The sequence below is a fragment of the Moraxella lacunata genome, from assembly GCF_900453205.1.
GTDB classification, from domain to species: Bacteria; Pseudomonadota; Gammaproteobacteria; order Pseudomonadales; family Moraxellaceae; genus Moraxella; species Moraxella lacunata_B.
This window is the reverse complement of sequence record NZ_UGQU01000003.1, coordinates 53,949-73,472: the sequence shown is the minus strand read 5'-3', so window position 1 is coordinate 73,472 and position 19,524 is coordinate 53,949. Positions and strand designations below refer to the sequence as shown.

The following is a 19,524-nucleotide window of genomic DNA, read 5'->3' as shown; positions in this document are numbered from 1 at the left end:
AAAAGCGATTATGTTACCATAAAAGCATAAATTTTTATCTTTTTATTGAGTTTTTACCATGAGTGATTTGCAAAACGAACCATTAAGCAGTAACATCATCATCACACCGAGCGCCCAAGACTATCTGGCAGAACTGCTTGCCAAGCAAGAAGTTGAAGGCATTGGCGTGCGTATTTTTGTGGAACACGCAGGCACGCCCCGAGCCGAATGTTGTATGAGCTACTGCCAGCCCGATGAGATTGATGAAGACGATTTGCAAATTCCTTATGACAAATTTGTCGCCCACATTGATGCACCGAGCATTCCTTATCTGCATGATGCGGTGATTGACTATAACAAAGACCGTTTTGGCGGTCAGCTCACTTTTAGAGCCCCCAACTCAAAAGTTCCCCAAGTGGGCGAAAATGCCAGCATTGAAGAGCGGATTACTTATGTGCTACAAGCCGAGATTAACCCCCAACTTGCCAGTCATGGCGGTCATGTGGAGCTTTTGGAAGTCATCGAAGACGATGCAGGCAAAACCGCCGTGTTAAAATTTGGCGGTGGCTGTCAAGGGTGCAGTGCGGTGGACGTTACCTTGCGTCAAGGCGTGGAAGTTCAGCTAAAACAACAAATCCCCGAGCTCACCCAAGTCATTGACGAAACCGACCACACTAAGACGGAAAATGCGTATTATAAATAATTGATTGATAATACAAAAGGGCATGGGTTTGCCCTTTTTAACACCCTGTCTTTTTTGATATTTAGCCTTTTAAAAGGTGTTGATTTTGGGCGAACGTAATTCACTCCCACACCCCAAAATACCAAATTATAAAAATCAAAATGGATTATGTTAAATAAATTTACCTTAAAAAACGGGGTATTGTTAATTGAGTATACTTTTCTAGAAAGCCGTTCGTGGTGAGCTTGTCGAACCATAACGGTTTTCCTAGACTTCGACAAGCTCAGTCCGAACGGAAAACCTTAAAATCTATCTTTATTTAACAATACCAAAAACGGCAACTTATCATTGCCGTTTTTACTCTAATGGTTAATGGTCGCTTGGCACTTTATCCATGTCAATGTCGGGATTTTTGGTTAAGTGAATGATAGATAATATCAATCCACCCCAAACGATAGATAAAGCCACCACCATGACTGCTAATGCGGTACCGTTCATGCGTTTTCTCCTTCTATGGATTTATGCTGATGATGTGTGGCGTGAGCAGGTGCCTTGGTCAATAAGAATGAACCGAGTGCAAACACTGCCACCACACCCCAACCAAAGATAAGTTGAGTTGCCAAATCATAACTGTCATAGCCCTTGGTAACGAGTGAGAACACACTTAGCACCAACGCCACGATGAGCGAAATGGGCGTAACAATGGTCAGCATAAATGCCCAGCCCTTACCCACTTTCACACTAGAAATGGCGTTAATGTGGTTGATGAGCTTATCCATGACAGGACGGTTAAACCACGTTACCCAAATGATAGACAAAATCGCCCCTGTTACCACGCCGATGTTATTGGCAAAATGGTCAATCACGTCCACAAAGGTAATCGCCGTTTTGGTAGAAAACAGGGCAAGTGAGATGAGAGCTGATACACCACCGACCACGCTAACTGCTTTTTTATGCGACCAGCCGAATTTGTCCTTGACCGCTGAGATTGGTACTTGTAGGATACTTGCCATGGACGTAACGCCCGCCACAAACAGCGAACCAAAAAACAAGATACCGATGAGCGTACCAGCGTCTCCCATGCTAGAGATGATTTTTGGAAAAGCGATGAATGCCAAACCGATACCGCCCGACACCACTTCTGATACAGGCACGCCTGATTGGGTTGCCATAAAGCCCAGCACCGAGAAAATCCCGATACCTGCCATGACTTCAAACGATGAGTTGGCAAAACCCACCACCAGTCCTGAGCCTGTTAAGTTGGCATTTTTCTTTAGATAAGATGAGTACGTTACCATAATCCCAAAGCCGATAGACATGGAGAAAAAGACGTGTCCGTAAGCGGCAAGCCAGACCTTGGGGTCAGCCATTTTTTCCCAGTTGGGGGTAAAAAAGGCATTTAGACCTGCGGACGCACCGTTTAGCTGTGCCGCTTGCACAACCATGATGGTAAACATGATAACAAGGAGCGGAATGCAGATTTTATTGGCAAGCTCCACGCCTTTTCGGATACCGCCATACATGATAAACAGCACCAACGCCCAGACGATAGCCACCCCGATAAACAGACTAGGCACAATGCCAAAATCTAGCCCCGAGCCATTTTGCAAATAATGCTCAAAGAAAAACGTCTGCGGGTCATCGCCCCACTGTTGCCCAAAGGCGTATAGGGTGTATTGCCCTGCCCATGACAACACGGACGCATAATAAATCCCGATGACGGTACACACCAGCACCTGCCACCAGCCCACGATTTCTTTTGATTTAATCATTCGCCGATAAGCGGTAGGCGGAGCTCCGTGATATTTTTGCCCTGCGACATAATCCAAAAACAGCAAGGGAAACCCTGCGGTTGCCAAAGCAATGAGATAGGGGATAAAAAACGCCCCACCACCATTTTCATAGGACACATAAGGAAAACGCCAAATGTTGCCCAAGCCTACCGCCGACCCAATCGCCGCCAAAATAAAGCCTGAGCGTGCCGACCAACTTTCTCGTTGTGTGGACATAATTGCTCCTTGTTAATGTTTTGGCAACTCCATTTAATGGGGAATTTACCCATTGTCATCTGTTATGCCAAATCTGTTAAATTTTGTAAAAATATTTTGTCCTGCATAGTTTGATTGAATCAATTAAAAAAGTCAAATAAATAAAAAAATAAAAACCCATAACAAAATATTATGGGTTGGTGATAACATCTGTAGACTTAAAATTAGCGAATCAGTCCACGCTTGCTGTTTTGTAGCGACTCGATAAACAACGCCACTTTTGGCTCATCCGCCACCCAAGTGGACAGCTCAGCAATCACGTCCGCCTTGATTTTACCAGAACGAAACACTACGTCATAGGCTCTATCCAACGTCTCAATGGTTTTTTTGCTCCACCCTTTTCGTCTCATGCCTTCTTTGTTTAGCCCATGCACTGTGGATGGGTTACCCGATACAGTGGTAAAGGCACAGACATCTTTTAAAATCAGGCTCGCCCCACCAATCATCGCATAATCATCAATCCGACAAAATTGGTGTACACCCGTCTGCCCACCGACAATCACATAATTACCGATATAAGCATGCCCTGCCACGCCCACATTATTGGCAAGCACGTTGTGGTTGCCCACCATGCAATCGTGAGCAATGTGGGTATTTACCATAAATAGGTTGTGATTGCCGATTTTGGTCAAATTACCACCGTCTGCTGTACCACGATGAAAGGTACAAGACTCACGAATGGTATTATCGTCGCCCACTTCTAGGTAGGTGGTTTCGCCTTTAAATTTCAAATCCTGCGGAATCTCGCCAATGCTGGCAAATTGAAAAATGGTGTTACGTTTACCAATGGTCGTATTATCGCCCACGATGACGTGCGATTTTAACATGGTGTCCTCGCCAATCGTGGTATTTTTGCCCACAATACAATACGCCCCAATCACAGCGGTTGGGTGTATGACAGCACTCGGGTCAATAATGGCGGTGGGGTGTATGTTCATGATGCTATCCACATTAGTCCAGCTTTTGACGGGCAATCATAATCTCGGCACTGCACGCCAGTTTGCCGTCCACATGAGCAGTACATTCAAATTTATAAATCTCACGCTTGGTGGTAACGAGCTTTGAGCGAATCACCAGCGTATCGCCTGTGCTGACGAGCTTTTTAAAACGCACTTTATCCACGCCTGCAAACAGATACAGATAGCCGTCTTCGGACGATTGCCCTGCACTGACAAAGCCCAAAATGCCCGACAACTGTGCCATAGCTTCCACCATAAGCACCCCCGGCATGACAGGATTATCAGGAAAATGACCGTTGAACAACTCTTCATTAATCGTGATGTTTTTATAGCCCGTAATCCAATTATCCGCCGACACTGCCGTAACACGGTCAATGAGCATAAAAGGATAACGGTGGGGTAGATACCGTTTGATGACGGAATAGCCAAATGGCAAGGTCAAGTTTTGAGCCGTTAGGCGTGCGTGGTCGCCATCGGTCATCAGTTCTAGGTCTAGGGTAGAATTTGTCATGGATATATCCATTGAAATAAAAATTTACTTTTGTCCACTTTGGCGAAACTTGACCGCCGCACGTCGCCAGTCATTGCTCGGCATGGCGGTCGTGCCTGATGAGTACGAGCCTGCTTCTTTGATAGAGCCTGTAACCATCGTCATGCCAGTTAGCGTGACATTATCAGCAATGTGCAAATGCCCTGCTATCCCCACCGCACCACCAATAATGCAGTTCGCCCCAATGTGCGTACTGCCTGCCACGCCTGTCATGGACGCAATCGCCGTGCCACGCCCGATATGGACGTTATGAGCAATCTGCACCAGATTATCAATAATCACGTCATCGCCAATCACGGTATCGCCCACCGCCCCCCTATCAATGCAAGTGCTTGCACCGATACGCACACGATGACCGATGATGACACGTCCAAGCTGGTGGATTTTTTGCCAAGAAAGTCCGTCCGCCCCCACTTTTGGAGCAAAACCAAAACCGTCCGCACCAATACTGGCATGAGTATGAATCTGCACCTCATCGCCAATCACACAGTGGTGAGCGATACTAACGTGCGAGCCAATCTGACAATCATCGCCAATTTGCACAAAATCACCAATCACCGCATACGCCCCAATTTTGGCGTTTTTGCCGATGATAGCAGTGGGCGAGACGATAGCAGTAGAGTGAATACCATTATCGACTTGATAATCAAACAGTCCACTCACAGACGCATATGCCAAATACGCATCTTTAACAAGGATAACGGTGGTATCAGGCAGGGCGGGCAGTTTGTCAGCAAATCGCTCCGACACCAGCACCACGCCTGCACAAGTTCCCACCAAATCAGACAAATAACTTGCCTTTGCCAAAAACGCCAAACTGTCCTTATCGGCATCTGCCAAATCCGCCACACGGCTAACCGACACATGGCGATTTGCCAAGCTATCTTTATTTGACACCACTTGGCAACGCTCAATGGCACAGATAAGTTTATCCAAACCAATCATGATTAGAATACGCTACCGATTTGGAATTGGACATTTTCTACTTGGTCGCCCTCTTTTTCATTTAACGGCTTAGCATAGCTGATGGAAATAGGTCCAATCGGAGTATACCACGTCACGCCCGCACCCACGCTATAACGCAGCTCTTTATCCTGCTCAATATAAGTTAGGTTGGCGTTGCTGACACCCAAGTCTGGTAGATTAATTGCTTCACTATCAAGGTTGGTGGTATCAAATACTTGACCTGCATCAAAGAACAGTACAGGACGCACTTGGTCTGCCCAGTCGCCTTTAAACGGTACTGGTAGAATTAGCTCTGCCCCAAAAGTCGCCAAAGCATTACCGCCTACCTCTTCACCACGAATGGTGCCTATGTTATTTGCCCAAGCATAAGCACGCGATGTCGGACCCAGTGATGACGCCTCAAAACCACGCACCGATCCATAACCCCCAGCATAGAAATTCTCATAAAATGGTAGGTTGTTGCCATAACCTAAACGAGCATGACCACGCAGTACCATGCCTTTCCATAGTGGGTAGTAGGCATTTAGACGGTAGTTGACTTTTTGGAATGTGTCATCACCAAAGCCTAGGTTGACATCGACATTATGACTAATCCCCTTGGTTGGGAATACGGGCTTATCAAGGCTAGAATAACTCCATCCAAGCACCCCGCCATAAGTGGTGTAACTGTTGCTAAAACTATCATCACTCAGATCCGTAGTACCGCTATCATCCACCGAACCACCGTCTTCCAACAGCTGTTTGACATTAGCAATACCCATATAACGTCCGCCACGCACTTTGGTTTTGTCAATGGTAAAACCACCACTAAGGCGTTGCTTCTCATCAATGGGATAGCCATAAATCAAGCTCGCTCCGTATGAATCCAGCACATAGTTGGAAATGTTTTTACTGTCGTACTTGGTCTTACGGTAGTAAGCGTTCACACTTTGCGACACGCCATTGACGGTAAAGTAAGGGTCGGTCATGCCTAGACTGTAATTATCGCGGGTCTCTGAGCGACTAAATGACATATTGGCACGATTACCCGTTCCCATAAAGTTAGACTGCGACAAATCCACTTGGAAAGTCATACCGCCACTTTGAGAATAACCTGCGGCGATGGTGGACGACCCTGACGGCTGTTCCTCGACCATGTAGTTAACGTCCACTTGGTCGGGACTGTTTGGCACAGGTTTGACATCGACTTTAACATCTTTAAAAAAGCCCGTTCTCATCAGTCTGGCACGAGACAGCTGAATCTTTTGGTTGGATGCGAGCGCCCCTTCTAACTGACGCATTTCACGGCGTAGCACTTCGTCTTTGGTTTTTAGGTTACCTGTGAAGTTAATACGGCGAACATAAACAGGACGCACAGGGTCGATATAATAATCCACATCAACTGTCAGGGTTTCATCATTAATGCGTGGTACGGGGCGAATTTGGGCGTAGTAATAGCCATCATCTCCGAATTTATTGGCGATGTCAGCAGTGGTCTCATCAAGCTCTTTTTGTGAATAAGTGCCACCCTCTTTAAATTTCACCAACTCATTTAGCTCATCGGTACTATATGTTGGATTGCCCAAAAACTGGGTTTGCCCAAATTTATACTGCTGACCTTCACTGATGGTCGTCTCAATAAAGACTTTCTTTTTCTCATCATCGATGTTTAGGGTCGCATTATCAACATTGACACGCACAAAGCCATCATTTAGGTATTTGGCTTTGACATTTTCTAGGCTGGCATTGAGTTTTTCTTGGCTATAACGGTCGGCTTTGGACAAGGGATTCCATTTTTTATCCTTGACCACGAACTCATCTTTTAGCTCTTCATCACTAAAATGGGTGTTGCCAATGATGTTAATATCCACCACACGGGCAGGTTTACCCTCGACAAAGTTAATGTCTAACTTCACACGGTTGCCGTCTAGCTCGGTCTGTTTAACTTCAATGTCGGCATTATAATAACCCTGTGAGATGTACTGGTTTTCAAGCTCACTCTCCAAGGTCTGTATGGTTGCTTGCTTTAGCACATTACCAACCGCAAGTCCCGTACTCTCCAAGCCTTGCTTTAAGCCATCATCAGGGATAAGTTTATTGCCATCAAAATTTAACTCAGCGATAATCGGACGCTCCACCACATGAAACACCACACGCCCGCCATCAACATCTGCCTGTACGTTGGAGAACTGCTCGGTGGCATATAACGCACGAATGCTGTCCGCTAACGCATCTGAGGTAAGTGCCTGCCCCACGCCCAAAGGCAGTACTACTTGCAAACTCTGGGGGGTTACTCGGCTTAGTCCATTAAAGGTAATGCTACTGACCGTATCGTCAGCATAAGCCACGGTTGTCATGACCATCATCACTGAGGCAGTTAAGGTTTTAGTCAGAAAAGAAGTACGCATAACAGATTCACTCAAAGTCGTTCAACTCATTAGCAATAACACCAAAAATATCTTTTATAAGTATATATTGATAATGATTGAATAGGCAGATGTTAATTAACCAAAAATATGGTGTAAGTTAAGCCAAAAAATCAATTTTGGCAAGTAAAATTATCAAATTTTTAAAAAATTTCTATAAATATTGCTCAATTATTACCAAAAGTCGCTATCAGCCAAAAACTCTTGATATGTCGTTACCAATGGCCAGCACCATGAAACCAAACAGCAATAACATGCCCACTTGTAGCCCTGCGATTTGTAATCGCTCACTCATGGGCTTACCCCGAATCAGCTCATAAGTATAAAACACCAAATGCCCACCGTCCAACACAGGTATCGGCAACAGATTTAGCACGGCAAGCGACAGACTAATCAGTCCTGCGGTAGATAGCACCTGCTCCCAGCCCATTTGGATACTGTCTTTGGACACTTCGGCAATGGTAATCGGACCCGATAGGTTGTCAAGCCCTATCAATCCTGTAATCATCTTACCCATAGACTTAATAGTCATCACGGACAAATCATAAGTTTTGACAAAGGATTTTTGTAGGGCTTCTAATGGCGTATGGTTTACCGTCATTTTGTAATCATTGGGAACGGTAATTTTAGTCTCTTGCACCCTTGCTCCAATTTGCCCAACCGTGCGATTATCCACCTTGACCGCTCGGGGCATGACCTTGATGTCCATGTTTTGCCCATCTCGGACAACGCCAAACGTGAGCGATTTTTCGGGATTATTTTGGATAATTTCGGTCGCAGAGAGCCAATCTTTTATCTCTTTGCCGTCAATATGGGCAATCCTATCGCCTGCTTTTAGCCCCATTAACGCCCCTGCTCCGTCAGCGGTGAGCGAGCCTATCACAGGCGGTATGTCAGGTCGCCAAGGCAAGGTGCCTAAGGCGGTGAGCGGGTCTTTGCCCTTGTCCGCCCCTTGCATAAAGTCATTGACCTGCACGCTGTATTTGCCCTTATCGGTCGCCACAACCACCGCCCCACGCTCGCCCATGCGGTCAGCTAGGGCAAAATTCACACTCTCCCATGTGGGCGTGTCTTTGCCATCAATGGCGTGTATCGTCTCGCCCACCATAAGTCCGCTCGCTTGGGCAGGGCTATCACTCACAATCCGTCCGATTTTGGTCGATAACTGCTCGCTTGGCTGTAAAAATAGCACAAAAAACAGCCCAATGGCGATGATAAAATTCATCAAAGGCCCTGCCACCACAATGGCAATTTTCTTTAAGGGGTGCTGATTGTTAAACGCCAAATGTCGCTCATGCTCGGCAACGTCCCCTTCTCGCTCGTCCAGCATTTTAACATATCCGCCAAGCGGTATCGCACAAATGCGATAATCTATGCCCGTTTTGGGACTTGTCCAGCCAAACAGCCGAGTGCCAAAACCGATAGAATAAGTCAACACCTTCACACCGCACAGCCGTGCCACGATATAATGTCCCCACTCGTGCAAGGCGACAAGGGGCGTCAGGACAAGCAAGGCGGATAAAAATAAATATAAAGCGGTCATGCTTTTTGGGTTCTCTTAATTTTTGGGCGGTGTATTCGCCACGACATTTACCGATTTTTGAAATATGGTTAAATGATAAATTTTAATCAATACAAGGATTTGGTTTAAAAATTTTGGATAGTTGGGTAAATTTGGGCGAATAAATCGCTCCTACGCATTTTAATTTAAAAAATACATTTTAATTTAAAAAAATCATGTAAAATCAATCCGTTAATTTTCTTAAATAAACATCCGTCCTATCTCGCACCCGTTTATCCAACGCCAAAATCTCGTCCAACTCATCAAAATGCCTGCCAAATTCCGCCCCTAGCTCATCGTCATTTAGCACACGCTCCACCGTGTCGGCGATGTCGGTCAGGCGAATGCGACCGTCCAAAAATGCCGATACCGCCACCTCATTAGACGCATTTAGGGCGATACACGCCCCACCGCCTGTCTGTATGGCATGACGGGCAAGCGTTAAGGATTTAAATTTATCCTTATCAGGGCGGATAAATTCCAAGGCGGATATGTCAAATAAATTCAAAGACTTAGCACCGCTCTCCATGCGGTCAGGGTACGCAAGTGCATGAGCAATGGGCGTTCTCATGTCAGGCGTACCGAGCTGTGCCAAGATAGAGCCGTCCACATATTCTGCCATGGAGTGAATGATACTTTGGGGGTGAATGGCGATGTCAATTTGGCTTTCGGACAAATTAAACAAATGACACGCTTCAATCAGCTCCAAACCTTTATTCATCATGGTGTTAGAATCCACCGTGATTTTGCTCCCCATGTTCCAGTTGGGGTGCTTGACCGCTTGGGCGACTGTGGCGTTTTTCATGTCATCATAAGATTTGTGTAAAAATCCACCACCACTTGCGGTCAACCACAATTTTTTTATGCCAAACTCGGTGCGATGAATGGCGGTATTGTCGTCTTGCACCGCCTTTGGCAAGCATTGAAAAATGGCGTTATGCTCGCTGTCAATGGGTAAAATGACAGCGTTGTACGTGCGTGCGGTGTTCATAACCAACTCGCCTGCCATGACAAGGCTTTCTTTGTTGGCAAGTAGCACCGTCTGCCCTGCCCGAACCGCCGACAAGGTAGAGCCAAGCCCTGCCGAGCCGACAATGCCTGCCACGACCCTGCCCGCCCCTTTATCGCTTGCCAACTCCGCCAAACCATCTTGACCGCCCACCACGTCAATCGCAAGATTTACCGACTTTAAACGCTTGGCAAATTCATCCACCTTATCAGATGGCACACCGACACGGCTTGGGCGAAACTCCACGCACAAATCAAAGAGCTTATCCAAGCGACCAAAGCCCGATAAAGCGTACACAGGCAACCCTGCTAGGCGTGCGATGTCAAGCGTGCTGTCGCCGATTGAGCCTGTTGCTCCAAGGACTGTTAATGGTACTGTCAATGCCGTCATCACAAAAGCCCCTTTAAGTCGCCAAGAGCAGGCAATACACCCAAATACACGAGCACCAAGACCCCAAGAGCAAACACAGGCGTTGCCGACAGCAAACTATCAATGCGGTCAAGCACACCGCCATGCCCTGGCAGAATGGTGCCAGAATCCTTAATCCCTGCTCGGCGTTTTAGCATGGATTCAAACAAATCGCCAAGCACACTTGCCAGTACCGTAAGACCCGATAAACCCAAAAAGGCAACAAGTGCCACCGTGTCAAGTTTTAGCCCAAAGCCCACGCCCACCGCCACAAGGCTTGCCGTGATGATACCGCCAATCAGCCCTTCTATGGATTTGTTGGGTGAGACGTTGGGGGCAAGTTTGCGTTTGCCAAGTTTACGCCCAACAAAATACGCCCCACTATCGGCACACCACACCAAAAGAAACACATACATGAGCCACCAAGGCGACACTTGCCATAGACTATACATGGCGGTAATGCTGGCGGTTAAGATGACAATCCCCATAAAAAACAAGCGTTTGCCGTACCATTTTTCTTGGGCGGGATAAACCAGCACCCATTTGGTTGCCATAAGCCATATCCCAAAAGACAACACCCACCATACCACCCAAGAGACAGGCACAAAAATACTGACAAGCGTAACCGCAAGCATCAGAGCGATAAACTGAGCAGGCTGTTTGCGTTTTGGCATGAGTTTTGTCCACTCATGGGACGCAATGAGCGTACCGACCATCAAAAGTGGCAAAAACAAAAAGGGCTGACGACTGGTGAACATCGCCACACCAACAATAATGACTAGAATGATTGCGGTTTTAATTCGTTGCCACATTTAAGGGTTTCCAGTTTTAATAATCTCAAAAATAATATAACACTCGTAAAGGTGCATATTACGCACCGCTATTGGCATTGTGCTTTAAATGGTGCGTGATATGCACCTCATACTTAAAACTCAAACCACGATTTTTATCAAATAACGCATATAAAATAACGAAAACACCAACGCTACAATAGAAAAATAAACCACCCATTTTGCCTTTTGGTTGGCATTTTCTAATTGCTCGTTTGAAAATTGTCCATTGGTACAATAAAATTTTACCACTTTTTTAAAAATAAACTCACAAGCCAAAACAACAAACAACGCCACAGAAATCCAAATTGCCCCTTCTTTTCTTAATAGCATTACCAATGCTTGTTTATCGGTTACCATTAACATAAAAAACAGAATAATTAACGGCACACTAATGGGCAATTTAAACAAATAACGGTAAGTTTTTTGCAATTCATTCATACAAACTTCCTTTTAATTCAACTTTATTACTTCACTCAATGGTGCGTAATACACACCTTACGGCTTATTAACAATTCATTTATCAATCTTGCCAAATGACCAAATAACCCGCTACCATAAAGCTGATAATATAAATAATCCAACCTATTTTATTAAAAATACTTAATTGATTTTGATTAAAATTTTGTTTTAAAAACCATTTATCAAGAAAGGCATAAATACCAAATAACAAAACCGCCCAAATCACACCCAAGACAATAATAAACAATGTATTATATTTTGGAATGGCAATAAATACACAAAATGACACGCTAAAAAATGCCGATTGAATGCCCTTATTTTTATCTAAAAAATCATAGTTAAATAAGTTTTTCATTTTTCTATTACTTAAAATATTAAAACAAGTTGTTCTATTTCATTTAACATCAACTCACTATTTTTTAAATGGCGTATTAAAATCAATCCTTAACTTTCGTTTTGCACCTGTTCGCTGGTTTTACCAAACCGCCGTTCACGATTACCAAAATCTTGTATCATCTTATCAAGCTCGTCCGCCCCAAAATCAGGCCACAACGTCTCGGTAAAAAACAGCTCGGCATAAGCCGACTGCCACAGCAAAAAGTTAGAAATGCGATACTCGCCCCCTGTGCGAATGAGCATATCCACATCAGGCAAATCGGCAAGTTCTACATTCTCTGCGATAAGATTTGCATTGACATCGCTTGGGGCAAGCTCGCCTTTTTGCACCTGCATGGCTAATTTTTGGCACGCCTGAGCGATGTCCCATTGTCCGCCATAGCTGATTGCGATGACAAGCGTCATTTTGTCAAAATGGGCGGTTTTATTCTCTGCGTCTGCCATAAGGGCTTGCAGGTCGGAATTTAGCATTGACCTGTCGCCGATAAATCTTAGGCGAATTTGGTATTTGTTCATGCGGGGCATTTGCTCGTGAATGGTGCTTTCTAAGAGTCGCATAAGCAAATCCACTTCCGCCTGTGGTCTTGCCCAGTTTTCTGATGAAAACGCAAACACCGTCAAAACTTTAACCCCCCGTGCCAAACAATGCTCCACAATGGGGTCAAGTGCGTCTTTGCCCTTGATATGCCCTGCCCCTGCCTGCAAAGCATGAGCCTTACCATAGCGGTTGTTGCCGTCCATGATAATGGCGATGTGTTGGGGCGGATTGTTTGGGGGAATGGGGGTATTTGACATGATATGTTGGCTGTATAAATTTCAATAAAAAAGGCTTGCACGCCCATGGATGTGCAAGCCCACCAATCAAACTTCCATCAGTTCGCTTTCTTTTTTGGCAAGGCGAGTGTCAATCGCTTTGATAAAGTCATCGGTAAGCTTTTGAATGTCGGTCTCGGCACGGCGTTCATCATCTTCGCTGGCTTCTTTGTCTTTGACCAATTTTTTGATGTCGCCTAGCATATCACGGCGGATATTACGCACCGACACACGGGCAGACTCAGCATCAGAGCGAGCCAATTTTTGCATATCCTTACGAGTCTCTTCGGTCAAGGCAGGCATTGGCACACGAATCACATCTGCGGTCATGGGGTTAAGCCCCAAATCCGCTTCACGAATTGCCTTATCCACTGCTTGCACCATAGAGCGGTCAAAGGGTTGTACAAGCAGAGTACGACTGTCTTCTACGTTCACGCTTGCCACTTGGTTTAGGGGCATGTCCGAGCCATAGTAGCTGACCATGACGCTTGACAAGATACCAGGGTGAGCCCGTCCTGTACGCAGTTTGGCAAACGCACTTTCTAGAGCTTCAAGCGATTTTTCCATACGGGCTTTGCCGTCTGTTTTGATTTGGTTAATCATAAGGGTTTCCTATTTGCAATATTTACTAAACATTGATTTTGTTAAATCAGGGCGAATATGATTCGCCCCTACCAATCGGCATGATAAGCAAGATTTAACACTTTTTAAAGTTGATTTTAAATTCAATAAAAATTGAATTAATGATACACTCGTGTACCTTCTTTTTCGCCCATAACGACATTTAATAGAGCATTGGGTTTGTTCATGTCAAACACCTGCAACGGTACGTTGTGTTCACGGCATAGGGCAATGGCGGTTAAGTCCATCACGCCCAATTTGTCTTCTAAGGCTTTGTCAAAGGTTAGGCTGTCGTATTTGACCGCATCGGCATGAACGCTTGGGTCTTTGTCATACACGCCGTCCACTTTGGTCGCCTTCAAGATAAGCCCTGCTTCAATCTCAATCCCACGCAAGCACGCCGCCGTATCGGTGGTAAAAAACGGATTGCCCGTACCTGCCACAAAAATACACACCTCGCCATTATTTAGGTGGCGAATGGCTTCACGGCTAGAATACGGCTCGCCAATGGTGGCGATGTTAAGAGCGGACATGAGACGGCATTTGATGTTGCGGCGGACTAGGGCATCACGCATGGCAAGCCCGTTCATCACGGTGGCAAGCATGCCCATTTGGTCGCCTGTAACACGTCCAACAAGCCCTTCTTTTTGTAGGGTACTGCCACGATACAAATTACCGCCCCCAACGACAATCCCCACTTGCACGCCAAGCCCACGCAAATGGGCGATAGACAAGCTCATCTGGTCAAGAATGGACGCATCAATACCCATGTCTTTGCCCCCTGCTAGGGCTTCGCCTGAGAGTTTGAGTAGGATACGGGAAAATTTTGGATTTTTGTCGTTGGGGTTATGGACGTCTGACATGGCACACCTGTTATAATTTAAATACAAATTAAGTAATTCTATCACATTTTGCCAAATATTGTAAAATTAAAAAAGGCGAAACCCTGTCCGCCTTTTTACTTTTAAATTTGTCTTTAATTCACTTTTTAATTAACCTTAGTCAATTCCATGCTAATGACTTTGCCGTCATTGGTTTGGCTGACTTTGATGGGTAGGTAATTTAGACTTGGGGCAAGCCAAAAGCTCGTGGCACGCCCTTTGTCATCATGCACACGGTCAATGCGAATGGCGTCATAAGTACCCGCGGGGACGGTGATTTTGCTACTGCCCGAACGTCTAAATCTGGTGGCTTCTATTTCATTTTTCTTAACCAAATGGTAATTACCGCTAAACTTACCGTTAATCAGCTCTTGACGGATTTGAGCTTCTAGGCTTAAATCATCATAGGCTTGTCCGTTCATTTTTAAGGTGGTGGATTTACCCTTATAAGTACTAACCACCGATTTGGCAGAGTTATTAAACTTGATATTATGAGTACGCCCCACACCCAGCACTTTAACCGACATATTGGAGCTAGACGGCACAATTCTGCCATTAGATAAGCTAAAATTTGCCGATTGGTTCACGCTTGCCACGCCTGCAGCACTGGCTTTGACGTTGTAGCTGTAATTATTGCCATTTTTGGTCAAAGTGCGTGTTGCCGTGCCATTTTTGCCATCTGCTTTGACCGCATAAGTGGCAGAAAAGCCCGATAAATCCGCCGCATTGGCAGATAAGGTTGCCCCCATGGCAATGCCTGTGGCAACAGTGGCAGTGGTGGCAGTTTTGAAAAATTTATTTAATACAGACATAATCACTCTCTTGCTTTGCAAATTAATTTCAAACATGGGCTTATTATTGACATTTTTTGTTACAATTACAAGGGCGATGGCGTGATGATTTGTAGCATTTTGTGAGAAAACTTTCTCAAACCATATTTTATTTGCCATTATCATAAAGCAAACTAATCATTATACATATTTTGTTACATTTTATGTTATCATATAACTTTTAAAATTTTGTTAGTTTTTGGGTTTTGTATGACTTTAAAATTCTTAAAATCATTTTTAAAATATATCGCTATTTTTATCATTACACTTATCGCCATTTTACTGTGCTTTTATCTATATCTTATCAGTGGCTCAACCAAACAAGGCGACATCACTTGGCATTCTTGCTATCGCCCTGCTTACTGGTCGTGGTTTATCCTACCGCCACCGCCCAGCTTACAATGTGCCACTTTATCTGTGCCTGTGGATTATGCCAAGCCTGACGGCAAGCACTTTACCATTCCTTTGACACGCCTGCCAGCCACAGGCGATGACATTATTGGCGATTTGCTCTTGCTAAACGGCGGGCCGGGCGGTCATAGCCTTGATATGAGTACAACGATGGAGTCTGATGAATACAGTCAAGCCATCAAAGAGCGTTTTCATATCTTAGGCTATGCCCCACGAGGGGTTAAGCCCTCCAATCCTGCCATTGACTGCGGTGGGGTAGAAGAAGAGGGCAATGCCAAAGCCTATATGGACGCTTGCATAAAGCATACAGGGGCGGACATTTTGCCCTTTGTCAGCTCAAAAGAAGTGGTGATGGATTTGGACAGCATTCGCAAGGCTTTGCACAATGACACTTGGTCAATGGTTGGCTACTCTTATGGCACAAAACTGGTTGCCAAATACGCCGAGCATTATCCGACCCACCTGCGAGCAGGCGTGGCAGATGGCGTGGTGGATACGGCAGAAGACTTAGAAACCATTTTATTTAACCAGCAAAAACACGCCCAAATCGCCTTTGACGGCTTTATGAAAGCCTGCCAAACCCCTTGTGTCTTTGACAAAAATAAAGAACCAAACCAAGCCTTTTTGGACACCTTAAACGCCATCACCCAAAAAAATCTAAAAGACAAAGACGGCAAAATCATTGACCAAAAGGCACTGATAGGTGTTTTTGGCGAGAGTATGAACGATGAAACCGCTTGGCAAAAAATGCACCAAATGTTTGATGAGCTAATACAGGGTAAAACCAACACTTATGACTTTGAAAAGCTCATTGCCAAAATTGGCGAAAAAAGTTTTAGCTCGGACGCTTTATCCATCATCAACTGTGCCGACTCCGCCCCTAAACTTAGCCAAGATGATTACATCAAATCCGCCAAAACCATTGACAACCAAAGCCAATTTGACAATTACAAAACTCGCCCTGACGATGAATATCTAGATTCTTGCTATTATTGGCAGTGGACGGCAACGGACGATTTAAATGAAAATTTGGTCAATGATGACACACCCAACTTACTTTTTGTCTCTTATGAATACGACCTTGCCACGCCCTTGCCCAATGCAATGACGATGGCAAAAAAGTTTGACGACCCACTGATTGTGCTATCAGGGCAGTACGGTCATACGGTGAGCTTGTTTGGCACAAATGCCTGTGTGGACGACTATGTCAGCCGTTATTTGCTTGACCCTAAGAGCGATTTTGGCGATAAACTCTTGTTTTGTGCCAAGCCGTGATGAAAAATTTTGCCCTTGCCCCTTGAAAAATTTTTAAGTAACCGCCATTTTTGGGCTAATCCGTTTTACGGTAAGTTTAAAATAAATTTGGAGAAATTTTATGCCAATCCGTCCTTTACATGACCGCATTGTCGTTCGCCGTACCGAAGAAGAGCAAAAAACCGCAGGCGGTATCCTGCTCCCTGGTTCTGCCCAAGAAAAACCGCAACAAGGCGAAGTGATTGCCGTGGGTAACGGTCAGCTTGTGGACAACGTTAGTCTATTTTCAAGTGGCGTACGCCCCCTAGATGTCAAAGTGGGCGACAAAGTGCTATTTGGTCAATATGCAGGTCAAACCGTCAAAGTAGACGGCGAAGAGTTGCTCATCATGAAAGAATCTGATGTGCTTGGCGTGCTTGAATAATCCAACTATTTGCAATGATTATGTAGGGGCGTGTTGAACACGCCCGTGTAAAAAACACGTCCTATATTCAAAAACCCATTACCATTTTAATTTAAAAATCTAAGAGAGAATAAACATGGCAAAAGATGTAAAATTTGGCGTATCCGCCCGTGAAAAAATGATTGACGGTGTCAATATCCTAGCAGACGCAGTCAAAGTTACCCTAGGGCCAAAAGGTCGCAACGTGGTGATTGACAAGTCTTTTGGAGCCCCAACCATTACCAAAGATGGCGTGAGCGTGGCAAAAGAGATTGAGCTTGAAGACAAATTTGAAAACATGGGTGCTCAGCTTGTCCGTGAAGTGGCTTCAAAAACCAATGACGTAGCAGGGGACGGCACAACGACTGCCACCGTACTTGCCCAAGCCATTCTAGTAGAGGGCATGAAAACTGTCGCTGCTGGCATGAACCCTATGGATTTAAAACGTGGCATTGACAAGGCAACCCGTGTTGCCGTTGAGCAAATCCACGCTCTATCTACCCCTGCCGATGACTTTAAAGCGATTGCCCAAGTAGGTTCAATTTCAGCCAACTCTGATACCAAAATTGGCGAGCTTATCTCAGAGGCGATGAAAACTGTCGGCAAGCAAGGCGTGATTACCGTGGAAGAAGGCTCTGGCTTTGAAGACACCCTAGAAGTCGTTGAAGGTATGCAGTTTGACCGTGGCTATATCAGCCCCTACTTTGCCAATAAGCAAGACAGCTTGACTTGTGAATTTGACAATCCTTTTATCCTGCTTGTGGACAAAAAGATTGCCAATATCCGTGAGATTGTGCCACTACTAGAACAAGTCATGCAAACCAGCCGTCCGCTACTTATCATCGCCGAAGACGTGGAAAATGAAGCGTTGGCAACTTTGGTGGTAAACAACTTGCGTGGCGGTCTAAAAACGTGTGCCGTTAAAGCCCCTGGCTTTGGCGACAGACGTAAAGCCATGCTCCAAGACATTGCCATTTTGACAGGCGGTGTGGTGATTTCAGAAGAAGTGGGCTTGTCTCTTGAAACTGCTACCCTTGAACACCTAGGCACAGCCAAGAAAACCACCGTTGGTAAAGAAAACACTGTGATTGTGGACGGAGCAGGCGACAAAGCTCAAATTGACAGCCGTGTTGAATCTATCAAACGTCAAATCGAAGAGTCCACGTCTGATTATGACAAAGAAAAACTGCAAGAGCGTGTTGCCAAACTCTCTGGCGGTGTGGCGGTCATCAAAGTCGGTGCTGCTACCGAAACCGAAATGAAAGAGAAAAAAGACCGTGTTGATGATGCTCTACACGCCACCCGTGCGGCGGTAGAAGAGGGTATCGTACCAGGGGGCGGTGTTGCCCTGGTGCGTGCGTTGTCTGCATTGGCTGAGCTCAAAGGCGACAATGACGACCAAAACGCAGGCATCAATATCCTACGCCGTGCCATGGAAGCCCCACTTCGTCAAATCGTCACCAACGCTGGCGATGAGGCAAGCGTGGTTGTGAACCAAGTTAAAAACGGCTCTGGCAACTATGGCTACAACGCAGCGACAGGCGAGTATGGCGATATGATTGAGATGGGCATTCTTGACCCTGCCAAAGTAACCCGCTCAGCCCTAGAACATGCCGCCAGCGTGGCAGGTCTTATGCTTACCACCGAGGTGATGATTACCGACAAACCTGCCCCAGAAGCCCCTAATATGGGTGCTGGCATGGGCGGTATGGGTGGCATGGGCGGAATGATGTAATCTCCTAGCTACTAGCTATCCAAAAAATCCTGTCGTTATGGCAGGATTTTTTTGGTCAAATCTTTGGTAAATGTCAAAAATTCACACTTATCCACAGGGTGTTTTATTCTTAATGGTGCGTGAAACATTTTACGATAAATATCCAATCTATCAAAATCTAAGCAAATTCATACTTATAAGTTATTGATTTTAAATAGATTATTTTTTATAAAATTATGTATAAATTTCAATCAATCAACCGCCATCGCCCATCATTACAGCATTTTCACATAAAATTACAAA

19 protein-coding genes are annotated in these 19,524 nt (G+C 45.2%); 4 read left to right on the top strand and 15 right to left on the bottom strand.

Going from position 1 to position 19,524, the window contains the following annotated elements; translation table 11 throughout:
* The first annotated feature begins 58 nt into the window (after window positions 1-58).
* Window positions 59-682, top strand: a complete 624-nt coding sequence (nfuA, locus tag DX073_RS09180) for a Fe-S biogenesis protein NfuA (RefSeq protein ID WP_115007700.1) — start codon at window positions 59-61, stop codon at window positions 680-682.
* A gap of 348 nt (window positions 683-1,030) precedes the next feature.
* Here the strand turns inward: nfuA and DX073_RS09170 are convergent, their stop codons facing one another.
* From DX073_RS09170 to DX073_RS09100, 15 genes are all read right to left on the bottom strand, one after another.
* Window positions 1,031-1,159 carry a methionine/alanine import family NSS transporter small subunit gene (locus DX073_RS09170; RefSeq protein ID WP_078274910.1) on the bottom strand — a complete coding sequence of 43 codons (129 nt, stop codon included), beginning with the start codon at window positions 1,157-1,159 and terminating at the stop codon, window positions 1,031-1,033.
* Entirely contained in the window at window positions 1,156-2,670 is a 1,515-nt protein-coding gene (locus DX073_RS09165; protein ID WP_115007696.1) for a sodium-dependent transporter, read from the bottom strand. Before DX073_RS09165 ends, DX073_RS09170 begins: the two co-directional genes overlap by 4 nt.
* Before the next feature lie 203 nt (window positions 2,671-2,873).
* Window positions 2,874-3,647, bottom strand: coding sequence for an acyl-ACP--UDP-N-acetylglucosamine O-acyltransferase (lpxA, locus tag DX073_RS09160; protein WP_115008317.1), 774 nt, complete (start codon window positions 3,645-3,647; stop codon window positions 2,874-2,876).
* 13 nt (window positions 3,648-3,660) lie between these two features.
* Entirely contained in the window at window positions 3,661-4,149 is a 489-nt protein-coding gene (gene fabZ, locus DX073_RS09155; protein ID WP_404932938.1) for a 3-hydroxyacyl-ACP dehydratase FabZ, read from the bottom strand.
* Window positions 4,150-4,203: 54 nt separating this feature from the next.
* Window positions 4,204-5,163, bottom strand: coding sequence for a UDP-3-O-(3-hydroxymyristoyl)glucosamine N-acyltransferase (locus DX073_RS09150; protein ID WP_115007692.1), 960 nt, complete (start codon window positions 5,161-5,163; stop codon window positions 4,204-4,206).
* A gap of 2 nt (window positions 5,164-5,165) precedes the next feature.
* The gene (bamA, locus tag DX073_RS09145; RefSeq protein ID WP_115007690.1) at window positions 5,166-7,571 is read right to left on the bottom strand and encodes an outer membrane protein assembly factor BamA; all 2,406 of its coding nucleotides are present in this window, start codon (window positions 7,569-7,571) and stop codon (window positions 5,166-5,168) included.
* Between the two features lie 208 nt (window positions 7,572-7,779).
* Window positions 7,780-9,132: an RIP metalloprotease RseP gene (rseP, locus tag DX073_RS09140; protein ID WP_115007688.1), complete on the bottom strand. Its 1,353-nt coding sequence runs from the start codon at window positions 9,130-9,132 to the stop codon at window positions 7,780-7,782.
* A 202-nt stretch (window positions 9,133-9,334) separates the two neighbouring features.
* The gene (gene dxr, locus DX073_RS09135) at window positions 9,335-10,549 is read right to left on the bottom strand and encodes a 1-deoxy-D-xylulose-5-phosphate reductoisomerase (protein WP_115007686.1); all 1,215 of its coding nucleotides are present in this window, start codon (window positions 10,547-10,549) and stop codon (window positions 9,335-9,337) included.
* Window positions 10,549-11,379: a phosphatidate cytidylyltransferase gene (locus DX073_RS09130; RefSeq protein WP_115007684.1), complete on the bottom strand. Its 831-nt coding sequence runs from the start codon at window positions 11,377-11,379 to the stop codon at window positions 10,549-10,551. The genes dxr and DX073_RS09130 overlap by 1 nt, the downstream gene beginning before the upstream one ends.
* A gap of 120 nt (window positions 11,380-11,499) precedes the next feature.
* Window positions 11,500-11,838 (bottom strand): hypothetical protein, encoded by a 339-nt coding sequence (locus DX073_RS09125; protein ID WP_115007682.1) that lies wholly within the window; start codon window positions 11,836-11,838, stop codon window positions 11,500-11,502.
* A gap of 82 nt (window positions 11,839-11,920) precedes the next feature.
* Window positions 11,921-12,214 carry a hypothetical protein gene (locus tag DX073_RS09120; RefSeq protein ID WP_115007680.1) on the bottom strand — a complete coding sequence of 98 codons (294 nt, stop codon included), beginning with the start codon at window positions 12,212-12,214 and terminating at the stop codon, window positions 11,921-11,923.
* A gap of 89 nt (window positions 12,215-12,303) precedes the next feature.
* Complete coding sequence (gene uppS, locus DX073_RS09115; RefSeq protein ID WP_115007678.1) at window positions 12,304-13,050, bottom strand: polyprenyl diphosphate synthase; 747 nt, start codon at window positions 13,048-13,050, stop codon at window positions 12,304-12,306.
* Between the two features lie 66 nt (window positions 13,051-13,116).
* The gene (frr, locus tag DX073_RS09110; RefSeq protein ID WP_029102574.1) at window positions 13,117-13,671 is read right to left on the bottom strand and encodes a ribosome recycling factor; all 555 of its coding nucleotides are present in this window, start codon (window positions 13,669-13,671) and stop codon (window positions 13,117-13,119) included.
* Window positions 13,672-13,808: 137 nt separating this feature from the next.
* A complete protein-coding gene (pyrH, locus tag DX073_RS09105) occupies window positions 13,809-14,552 on the bottom strand; it encodes a UMP kinase (protein WP_062499309.1) in 744 nt (247 codons plus the stop codon).
* 125 nt (window positions 14,553-14,677) lie between these two features.
* Window positions 14,678-15,319, bottom strand: coding sequence for a DUF3108 domain-containing protein (locus DX073_RS09100; protein WP_115008316.1), 642 nt, complete (start codon window positions 15,317-15,319; stop codon window positions 14,678-14,680).
* Window positions 15,320-15,610: 291 nt separating this feature from the next.
* Here DX073_RS09100 and DX073_RS09095 point away from each other — a divergent pair, with 291 nt between their 5' ends.
* From DX073_RS09095 to groL, 3 genes are all read left to right on the top strand, one after another.
* Window positions 15,611-17,086, top strand: coding sequence for an alpha/beta fold hydrolase (locus DX073_RS09095; protein ID WP_115007676.1), 1,476 nt, complete (start codon window positions 15,611-15,613; stop codon window positions 17,084-17,086).
* Window positions 17,087-17,186: 100 nt separating this feature from the next.
* A complete protein-coding gene (locus DX073_RS09090) occupies window positions 17,187-17,489 on the top strand; it encodes a co-chaperone GroES (protein WP_078273382.1) in 303 nt (100 codons plus the stop codon).
* Between the two features lie 115 nt (window positions 17,490-17,604).
* Window positions 17,605-19,242 (top strand): chaperonin GroEL, encoded by a 1,638-nt coding sequence (gene groL, locus DX073_RS09085; RefSeq protein WP_115007673.1) that lies wholly within the window; start codon window positions 17,605-17,607, stop codon window positions 19,240-19,242.
* The last annotated feature ends 282 nt before the right edge of the window (window positions 19,243-19,524 follow it).